This window comes from Bradyrhizobium sp. 2TAF36 (assembly GCF_052114925.1).
In the GTDB taxonomy this organism is placed as follows: domain Bacteria; phylum Pseudomonadota; class Alphaproteobacteria; order Rhizobiales; family Xanthobacteraceae; genus Bradyrhizobium; species Bradyrhizobium barranii.
In genome coordinates, this window is record NZ_JBFRFR010000018.1 from 96,507 (window position 1) to 105,784 (window position 9,278).

Annotated in this window: 7 protein-coding genes; 1 reads left to right on the top strand and 6 read right to left on the bottom strand. The window is 64.2% G+C overall.

The window, feature by feature from the left end; all coding sequences use genetic code 11:
* Positions 1 to 66: 66 nt before the first annotated feature.
* From ppc to AB4Z51_RS12755, 6 genes are all read right to left on the bottom strand, one after another.
* Complete coding sequence (gene ppc / locus AB4Z51_RS12730; RefSeq protein WP_441497496.1) at positions 67 to 2,865, bottom strand: phosphoenolpyruvate carboxylase; 2,799 nt, start codon at positions 2,863 to 2,865, stop codon at positions 67 to 69.
* Positions 2,866 to 2,987: 122 nt separating this feature from the next.
* A complete protein-coding gene (locus AB4Z51_RS12735; protein WP_441497497.1) occupies positions 2,988 to 3,392 on the bottom strand; it encodes a YccF domain-containing protein in 405 nt (134 codons plus the stop codon).
* A gap of 63 nt (positions 3,393 to 3,455) precedes the next feature.
* A complete protein-coding gene (locus AB4Z51_RS12740) occupies positions 3,456 to 4,535 on the bottom strand; it encodes a rhomboid family intramembrane serine protease (RefSeq protein WP_085403923.1) in 1,080 nt (359 codons plus the stop codon).
* 87 nt (positions 4,536 to 4,622) lie between these two features.
* Positions 4,623 to 5,417 carry an enoyl-CoA hydratase/isomerase family protein gene (locus AB4Z51_RS12745; RefSeq protein ID WP_085403971.1) on the bottom strand — a complete coding sequence of 265 codons (795 nt, stop codon included), beginning with the start codon at positions 5,415 to 5,417 and terminating at the stop codon, positions 4,623 to 4,625.
* Between the two features lie 111 nt (positions 5,418 to 5,528).
* On the bottom strand, positions 5,529 to 7,073 hold the full coding sequence (locus AB4Z51_RS12750) for an acyl-CoA synthetase (RefSeq protein ID WP_085403924.1): 1,545 nt from the start codon (positions 7,071 to 7,073) through the stop codon (positions 5,529 to 5,531).
* 168 nt (positions 7,074 to 7,241) lie between these two features.
* Entirely contained in the window at positions 7,242 to 8,051 is an 810-nt protein-coding gene (locus AB4Z51_RS12755) for a crotonase/enoyl-CoA hydratase family protein (RefSeq protein WP_085403925.1), read from the bottom strand.
* A gap of 105 nt (positions 8,052 to 8,156) precedes the next feature.
* Here AB4Z51_RS12755 and AB4Z51_RS12760 point away from each other — a divergent pair, with 105 nt between their 5' ends.
* Positions 8,157 to 9,029, top strand: coding sequence for an SDR family oxidoreductase (locus AB4Z51_RS12760; protein WP_063986558.1), 873 nt, complete (start codon positions 8,157 to 8,159; stop codon positions 9,027 to 9,029).
* The last annotated feature ends 249 nt before the right edge of the window (positions 9,030 to 9,278 follow it).

Below are 9,278 nucleotides of genomic sequence, written 5' to 3' on the forward strand. Positions count from 1 at the left end.
ACGAATAGCGAATGGTGAGTAGCGAATAGTCGGCAGCGGCACGCCTTCTGTTCGCTACTCGCCCTACTACCCCGTATTCCGCAATCCGGCCGAAATGCCGTTGATCGTGAGCTGAATCCCGCGCAGCACCTGCTCGTCCGGGTTCTGCGCGCGATGCTCCTTGAGCAGCTCGACCTGCACGTGGTTGAGCGGATCGAGATAGGGGAAGCGGTGGCGCACCGAGCGCTCCAGCAGCGGGTTGCCCTGGAGCAGCCGGTCCTGGCCCATGATGTCGAGCAGCGTCTCGATGCAGGAATGCCATTCGCGGCGGATCCGGYCGAAGATTTTTTCGCGCAAGGCTTCGTCCGGCACGAGCTCGGCATAGCGCGAGGCGATCGCGATCGAGCTTTTCGCCAGCACCATGTCCATGTTCGACAGCAGCATGCGGAAGAACGGCCATTCCCTGTAGAGCTCCTTCAGGAACGGCATGCCCTTGTCGGGATGCTCCGCGATCCACTGCTCGACCGCGCTGCCAAAGCCGTACCAGCCGGGCAGCATCAGGCGGCACTGCGCCCAGGAGAACACCCACGGAATGGCGCGCAGATCCTCGATCGCCCGAGTCTTCTTGCGCGAGGCGGGACGGCTGCCGATGTTCAGCGTCGCGATCTCGTTGATGACGGTGGAGGCCCAGAAGTAATCGACGAAACCGTCGGTCTCGTAGACGAGGCCGCGATAGGCCTTGAAAGCCAAATTTGAAAGCTCGTCCATCGCGGTGAGATATTCGCGGCGCGGCGCGCTCTGGCGCGGATGCAGCAGGCTCGCCTCCAGCGTCGCGGCAGCGAGGATCTCCAGATTGTTGCGGCCGACTTCGGCGTTGGAATATTTCGACGAGATGATCTCGCCCTGCTCGGTGATGCGGATCTGCCCGTTCACCGCGCCGCCGGGCTGGGCGATGATGGCGTCATAGCTCGGGCCGCCGCCGCGGCCGACCGAGCCGCCGCGACCGTGGAACAGGCGCAGTCGCACGCTGTGGCGCTCGAACACGTCGACGAGGCCGATTTCGGCCTTGTAGAGCTCCCAGCCCGAGGTGACGAAGCCGCCATCCTTGTTCGAGTCGGAATAGCCGAGCATGACCTCCTGCACGCTGCCGCGGCTGTCGACGAGGCGGCGGTAATCGTGCAGCGACAGCATGCGATCCATGATGGCGCTGGAGGCCTGCAAATCCTCGATGGTTTCGAACAGCGGCACAATGTTGATGGCGCTGCGCCCGGAGGGATGAACGAGGCCGACCTCCTTGAGCAGCACGGCCACCTCGAGCATGTCGGACATGCCCTTGCACATCGAGATGATGCATTGGGGAATGGCGTCCGAGCCGAACTTCGCATGCGCCTCCGCGGCGGAATGGAAGACGTTGAGCTCGCCCATGGTCTCGTCGCTGTATTTGACGAATGGCGAGACCAGCGAGCGCGTGCTGCGCAATTCATTGGTGAGCAGCGAGATGCGCGCGTCCTCGCCCAGCGCGAGATAGGACATGCCGGGATTGGCGGCGTCCATCAGCTCGGCGATGGTACGTTCGTGCACAGCAGAATTCTGGCGGATGTCGAGCCGCGCCAGATGGAAGCCGAAGCAATCCACCGCACGCCGCAGCAGCCGCAGCCGGCCGCGGGCGATGACGCGGGCATTGTTGGAGATCAGCGAACGGTGCAGCACATCGAGATCGGCCTGCAGCTCCCTGACGGTCTCGTAGGGCCTGCCCTTGCCGACCGGCCGGCGCGTGATCTCGACCTCGAGCTTTTCGGCCGTCGCCGTCAGGCGCGCATAGATGCCGGAGACCGCGAGACGATAAGGCTCGCCGCTCCGGTGCGGCGAGGTGTCGGGCGAGCGTTCCGCCAGCGTCCGCAGCTCCTCGGAGACGTCGGCGAGGTGCGCCGCGATCGACAGCTCCGAGCCGAGCACATGCAGCTCGTTGAGATAGAATTGCATCACCCGGCTCGACTGCAGCCGCAGCGTCCCGCGCATCACGTCGGCGGTGACGAAGGGATTGCCGTCGCGGTCGCCGCCGATCCAGCTGCCCATGCGCAGGAACGAGGCGAGCTCGCTTGCAGCCGCCTCGCCAGCCTCCTCCAGTCGGTCTTCGAGCACGTTGACCAGCCGCGGCACCTCGCGCAGGAAGGTGTAATCGTAGAACGACAGGCCGTTGGCGACCTCGTCGAGCACGGTGAGCTTGGTCCGGCGCAAGAGATTGGTCTGCCACAGCGTCAGCACCTCGCGGCGAAGCTGCTCGTCGCTGGCAGCGGCCTCGTCCGCGGTGAGCGCTACACGCTCGCGGCGGTCCAGCAGGCTGGCGACCTCCATCTCGCGGTCCATGGTGCTCTTGCGGCGGACCTCGGTCGGGTGCGCGGTCAGGACCGGGCTGACCAGCGCGGTCTTGAAGAAATTGCGCAGCACATCGGAGCTGATCCCGGCGTCCCTGGCATGGGCCAGCGTCTCCGCCAGCACGCCGGAACCAGAGCTCTGGGCGGCACTGCGGGCGCRCATCTGGCGAATGTTGTTCTGGTCCTCGGCGATGTTGGCGAGGTGGGAGAAATAGCTGAAGRCGCGGACGATCCGCACCGTCTCGGAGGTCGACATGCTGTCGAGGATCTGCTCGAGCTCGCGACGGGCGAGCCGGTCCTCGTCGCGGTGGAACCGGATCGAGGTCTGGCGAATGCGCTCGACCAGGTCGAACAACTCAGCACCTTCCTGGTCGCGCACGGTGTCGCCCAGGATACGCCCGAGCAGGCGGATGTCGTCACGCAGCCGCGCATCTGCCTCCAGCGCCTGGGCGTCCTCAGCGCGGTTCGCGCGGTTGTCGATGGCGTCGGGTGGCACGGTCTGGAGGGACATGGCTCGCTTCCTTGTTCGAGCTCGCTTCGCTGCCCGGCTCCGCCGAGTGTGCAAGTTTTTTGCCGCAGCGCAAGATGAAGTTGGGGGCGGCGCACACTGAAAGGGGCGATCACTCCTTGCGGCTAGGCCGGCACGATCACCTTGCCGATCGGCCAGAGCGCGATCCCCGCGAGCTTCAGATGGGCCCAGGCAAAGGGAATGCCGATGATGGTGACGGCGAAGATCACGGCTGTCAGCACGTGGCCGAGTGCCAGCCACCAGCCGGCCAGCACGAACCAGATAATGTTCCCGATCACCCCGAGCGGGCCGGTGCCGATATCGCCCATACCGGTGACCTCGTCGCGGTTGACCGCGCGCGAGCCGAACGGCAGCAGGGCGTAGACCGCGATGTTGAACGCCGCCCGCGCCCAGGGAAGGCCGATGATGGTAATGGCCATGATGACGGAAGCCACCAGCCAGCCGARTGCCATCCAGGCACCGCCGATGAGAATCCAGATCACGTTGAGCAGAATGGAAACGGGGGCCATTAGATTTAGGAACCTTGGGATGATCCGGGGTCAATGAGCCCTCTTATAGCACGACCTCCGCGGTCATAGTCCATGACGCCGGCTGCGTTCGGCACGCAGCGATGTGCCGACAAATCCGACATCCTCGATCCCGCGCGAAATTTCCCTTGCGCAGAGCCACAGCGTCACCGCGGCGGCACCGATCGCGGCCAGCCCCGAGATCAGAACAGGATTGGGACAGAATATGACGAGAAGATTATCGAGTGGAGCGGACCCGGTTGGCCAGCGCGGACTGCAAGAAGATGCCAGAGCCAAACCGCACAGCAGGACGGTGACAGCATTCGCTCCAGCCAGGGCGACCACGACGATCGCAAGACCCTTCTTCATGGAGAGGACGAGATCAACCACCTTCACGACCGCACAGCATGCGACCACGACAACGATGGCCAGGCCCCATCCGGAAATCCCGGCGGCGATGGCCTGACCGCTCCAAGCCCACGCAGCAGCAACACAGGCCAACAGAGTGAGATTGACCTTCACGGCTTCGGGAAATTTGCAACGAAGCGCGTAAGGATTCGCCTTCTCGATGAGGTCCAGCAATGCGCAGGCGATCAATCCGGCCGCAAAGCCGCCGAGATGGACGCCCCAGTCGATCCGCGAATTGCCGAGCGCAAACGCGATGTTCAATCCGATGTTGATGGCGAAGAAGTCGAACCTGACGTCGAGCTTGCCGAGGATCCACAGGCAGAGCAGCGCACCCAAAATGCCCGACGTGGCGCCGGACGCGCCGACGGTCAAATAGGGCGTGGAATGGATGCCATTGCCGATGACGGCGCCGAACACCATCGCGCAGAGATAGATGATGAGGAAATAGGCCGGTCCCACTCGCCGCTCGAGATGTCCGCCCCACAGCACGAGGCACAACATGTTCATGGTGAGGTGGACGAAGTTGACATGCAGGAAGCCATAGGCGAGCAGGCGCCAGTACTCATGCCGCGCGATTGCGCCCGAATACATGCCGCCATAGCGATACAGCAACTCTGCCGGCGCCGCCGGACTGCCTGCCTGGATGAAGCAGAATCCCGACGCCAGGACGGTCACCGTCATTAGCGCGTAAAGGGCCGCATGAGGAACTTCGAAGAAGCTGGCGCGGTATGAGGGCATCGGCGATCGCAAGCGGTTGGCGTGGGAACGTCAACCTAGCCGAGCCGATTACTGATTGCTACTCCAGCGTGCGCGATCAGGCGGCGCCTACCGCCCCTCGAACTTCGGCTCACGCTTCTCCATGAACGCCTTCATGCCCTCGGCCATGTCCTGTGTCTTGAACAGCGGCAGAAGCTGGAGGTAGACGTGGTGAACGTGATCGGAGAAGTTCTCGTTGAGGCCCATCCGCATCATGCGCTTGGAGGCCTGCACCGCGAGCGGCGCGTTGGCTGCGATTTCGCGGGCGATGGCGCGGGCGCGGCCCATCAAGTCGGCATCCGGCACGACCTCGTTGGCGAGGCCCCATTCCAGACACTCGCGGGCGCTGAGCGTCCGGCCGGTGAAGATCAGCTCGGAAGCCTTGGCCCAGCCGAGCATCCGAGGCAGCAGCCAGGTGCCGCCGGATTCCGGCACGACGCCGCGCTTGACGAAGGCCGCCGCAAGCTTCGAGGACTCCGCCATGATGCGGATATCGCAGCCGAGCGCGGTGTCCATGCCGTAACCAGCGGCGCCGCCGTTGACGGCGCAGATGGTCGGCTTGTCCATCGCCTGAAGCACGGTCGGCGGCGTGTTGCGCAGATTGATCGTGGTCGGCGAAGACGCGGCGCTGAGGCCATTGCCGTCGCGCTCCTTGCGCAAATCGAGGCCGGCGCAGAATGCCCGCCCCTTGCCGGTGAGGATCACGACCCGGACGTTGCGGTCCTCATTGGCCTCGGTCAGCAGCCGCGCCAGATCGTTCAGCATCGGGCCGGAGATCGTGTTCATGCGCTCCGGCGCATTCAGCGTGATCACCGCGATGTGGTCGGCGACCTCATAGAGGACTTCGTTTGCGGCGTCGGTCATGATCATTCGTTCCTGTGTTCGTAGCCCGGATGGAGCGAAGCGAAATCCGGGGTCTTTCTGACGCGAGCACCGCCCCGGATTGCGCTTCGCTCCATCCGGGCTACAAGGCTTTCAAATCTTCCGCCCCGCCTGCTCCCAATAGGGATCACGCAGGCGGCGCTTGAATATTTTTCCGGAGTCTTCGCGCGGCAGGCTCGTGCGGATCTCGATGTGCTTGGGCACCTTGTAGTCGGCGAGCGAGCCCTTGAGCCGGGTGCGGATATCGCCGGCATCGAGCGTGACACCTGGTTGCGGCTCGACCACCGCCATCAGCGCCTCGCCGAACTCGGCATCGGGGATGCCGAACACGGCGCAATCATGCACGCCGGGCACGGCGTGGAGCACGGATTCGATCTCGGCCGGATAGATGTTGACGCCGCCTGAGATCACCATGTCGCGCTTGCGGTCGCAGATGAAGACGTAGCCGTCCTCGTCGATATAGCCGACGTCGCCGGAGGTGATGAAGCCGTCGCGGTCGATCTCGGCGCGCTTCTCCGGCTTGTTGTGGTAAGTGAAGTCAGCCATTTCGGCCATGCGGGAATAGATCTCGCCGATCTCGCCCACGCCCAGCACGCGGCCGTCGTCGCCGATGAAGCGCAGCTCGGCGCCCGGCGAAATCCTGCCGACGGTGCCGGGCTTTTTGAGCGCATCCTCGGGGGTCGCGAAGGTGACGGCGCTGGATTCAGTCGAGCCGTAGAATTCGTAGATCACCGGCCCCCACCACTCGATCATCGCGCGCTTGACGTCGGCCGGACATGGCGCGGCGGCGTGGATGATGTGGCGGAGCGAGGAGACATCATACTTCCTGCGCACCGCCTCAGGCAGCTTCATCAGGCGAATGAACATGGTCGGGACCATGAAGATGGTGTCGATCTTGTATCGTTCGATCAGGTCCAGAAATTCTTCGGCCTCGAACCGTGGCATCAGCACCAGTGCGCCGCCGAGCTTGCCGGCGCGGATGCCGAACGAGTTCGGCGCGGAGTGATAGAGCGGGCCCGGCAGGATCGCGCGGGCGCCGGGCTTGAGCCCATAGATCATCGCACGCATGCGCTCGCCGGCCGCCGCCTGTTCCGGCGTGGGCGCATTGCGCCGCACGCCCTTTGGATGGCCGGTCGTCCCTGACGTGTAGATCATGTTCATGGGCTGCGGCACGACCGGGCCGTCGTAGGGCGGGTACTGTGCGAGCCAGGATTCGAAATCGATCGCGAAGTCCGGCGTCTTCAGGTGATCGGGGTCGATCTTGTAGTTGGACAGGATCTCCAGCGGGGTCGGCACGCTGAGCACGGTGACGCCTTTCGGAATGGCATCGCGCAGGGCGTGCAGCATGTCGGCATGTCCAATCAGCACGGACGTGCCGGTATCCCCGAGGATGTAGTTGATCTCCTCCGGCTTGAAGTGCCAGTTGATCGGCACGCCATAGGCCCCGAGCCGCATCGCGGCGTAGGCGGCTTCGAGGAAGGCGATATCGTTGCGCATCAGCATGCAGACGCAATCGCCCTGCTTGACGCCGATTTTGGCGAGGCCGCTCGCGATGCGATCAGCGCGGTTGGCGACTTCGGCATGGGTGCGGCGGCGCTCGCCGGAGACGATGCCGAGGAATGGGGACGTTTCGCTCATTTTTGTTTTTCTTTGTTGTTTAGCGACGTTGCCAGTTAGTCGTCATCACCGGGCTTGTCCCGGTGATCCACGTTCTTGCTTGCCGCTTCTGACCAAGAACGTGGATGGCCGGGACATCTAGCGCGAAGACGCGCTTCGCGCTTCTGCCCGGCCATGACGGAGAGCCTGTCAGTCTACATACCTCGCCTCGCGCTTCTCCAGATTGGAGCGCACCGCTTCGGTCTGGTTCGCACTGCCGATCAGCTTCTGCTGCTCGACCGACTCGGCGAGCAGCGCCGGGCCCGGATCGACCGAGAGATTGTTGAGCAGGCGCTTGGCGGCGCGGATCGCATCGGGGCTCTTGCCGGCGATTTCGCGCGCGACTTCGAGAGCCGTGGCGCGCGGGTCGTCGCAGATGCGCGTCGCGAGGCCGTAGCTCATCGCCTCCTGTGCGGAGAAGATGCGGCCGGTGTAGGTGAGATCGCGCAGGATGTCGTCGCGCACGAGCGAGGCCAGGATCGGCGTGCCGGCCATGTCGGGCACGAGGCCCCATTTGATCTCCATCACCGACATCCGCGCATCCGGTGAGAGAAAGCGCATGTCGGCACCGAGCGAGAGCTGGAACCCACCRCCGAAAGCGACGCCGTGCACGGCCGCGATCACGGGAACCGGAAGCTGGCGCCAGCCCCATACCGCCTGTTGCGGAAAGTTCGCCTGGCCATGCGTACGTTTGGTGAGATCGCGATTTTCGCCACCCGGAATTCCGTTGCCGCCTGTCTCCTTCATGGCGGCAAAACGCCCCATGTCGAGACCGGCGCAGAAGGCGCGGCCTTCGCCCGAGAGCACGACGACACGCACGCCCTTTTCCTTCGAAAGCCGGTCGGTTGCGGCAACAAGGGCTTCGAACATCGCCTGATCGAGCGCATTCATCTTGTCCGCGCGCACCAGGCGCACGTCGGCGACGCCTTCCGAGATCGAGATCGAGACGCGCTCTTCCATGGATGAATTCTCCCCTGTTCTTGTTCAGTGCCGCTTTACAGGAAGCCGGCGGCCGGATTTAGTCAATCGACCAATTAACTGACAATGCCTGCGGAGGAAACAGCCATGTTCAAGGAAAATCTTCTGGCCGGCCGGAACATCCTTGTCACCGGTGGCGGCACCGGGCTCGGCAAGTCGATGGCGGCGCGCTTCCTCCAGCTTGGAGCAGAGGTGCACATCTGCGGCCGGCGCAAGATCGTGTGCGACGAGACCGCGACCGAGCTGATGGCTGAGTATGGTGGCCGCGTCACCAGCCACGGCGTCGACATCCGCAACGCGCTCGCGGTCGAAGAGATGATCGAGACCATCTTTCGTGACGCTCCCCTCACCGATCTCATCAACAACGCGGCCGGCAATTTCATCTCGCGCAGCGAAGAGCTCTCGCCCCGCGGCTTCGATGCCGTCGCCAACATCGTGATGCACGGCACGTTCTATGTGACCCATGCGGTCGGCAAGCGCTGGATCGCCTTGAAGCAGCCCGGCAATGTCGTTTCCATCACCACGACCTGGGTGCGCAACGGCTCGCCTTACGTGGTGCCGTCCGCGATGAGCAAGTCGGCGATCCACGCCATGACGATGTCGCTCGCGACCGAATGGGGCCGCTACGGCATCCGCCTCAACACGATCGCGCCGGGCGAGATCCCGACCGAGGGCATGAGCAAGCGCATCAAGCCCGGCGACGAAGCCGGCGCGCGCACCAAGGCGATGAACCCGATGGGCCGCGTCGGCACCATGGAGGAATTGCAGAACCTCGCGGTGTTCCTGATCTCCGGCGGCTGCGACTGGATCAGCGGCGAGACCATCGCGATGGACGGCGCGCAGGCGCTGGCGATGGGCGGCAATTTCTACCAGCTCCGCGACTGGAGCGACGACGACTGGAAAACCGCGCGCGAGAGCATCATGGCGCAGAACGAGAAGGACCGGGCGAAGCGGGGGTGATGCACCCACCGCTGTCGTCCCGGGGCGCGCATAGCGCGAGCCCGGGACCCATAACCCCAGGATGAGGTTTGGCGAAGACTCACAACCCGATATCGCGCCACACTCCTCCCTGTGGCTTTGGGTCCCTGTGTCTTGGAAGCCTGTCATGATGGAGTGGGCGGGAAGCCGTTGGGTCCTTGGCGCTTGACGCCGTGATCCGGCCCGGTCTCCCGCCCGTTCCATCTATCAACCTGAACAGTTGCACGAGGC

What these genes read in the sequence shown, in the direction of transcription:
- AB4Z51_RS12740 (WP_085403923.1), bottom strand. Translation starts at nt 4,535, where the DNA reads ATGCCCTCATACCGCGCCAGCTTCTTCGAAGTTCCTCATGCGGCCCTT.
- AB4Z51_RS12760 (WP_063986558.1), top strand. Translation starts at nt 8,157, where the DNA reads ATGTTCAAGGAAAATCTTCTGGCCGGCCGGAACATCCTTGTCACCGGT.
- AB4Z51_RS12750 (WP_085403924.1), bottom strand. Translation starts at nt 7,073, where the DNA reads ATGAGCGAAACGTCCCCATTCCTCGGCATCGTCTCCGGCGAGCGCCGC.
- AB4Z51_RS12745 (WP_085403971.1), bottom strand. Translation starts at nt 5,417, where the DNA reads ATGACCGACGCCGCAAACGAAGTCCTCTATGAGGTCGCCGACCACATC.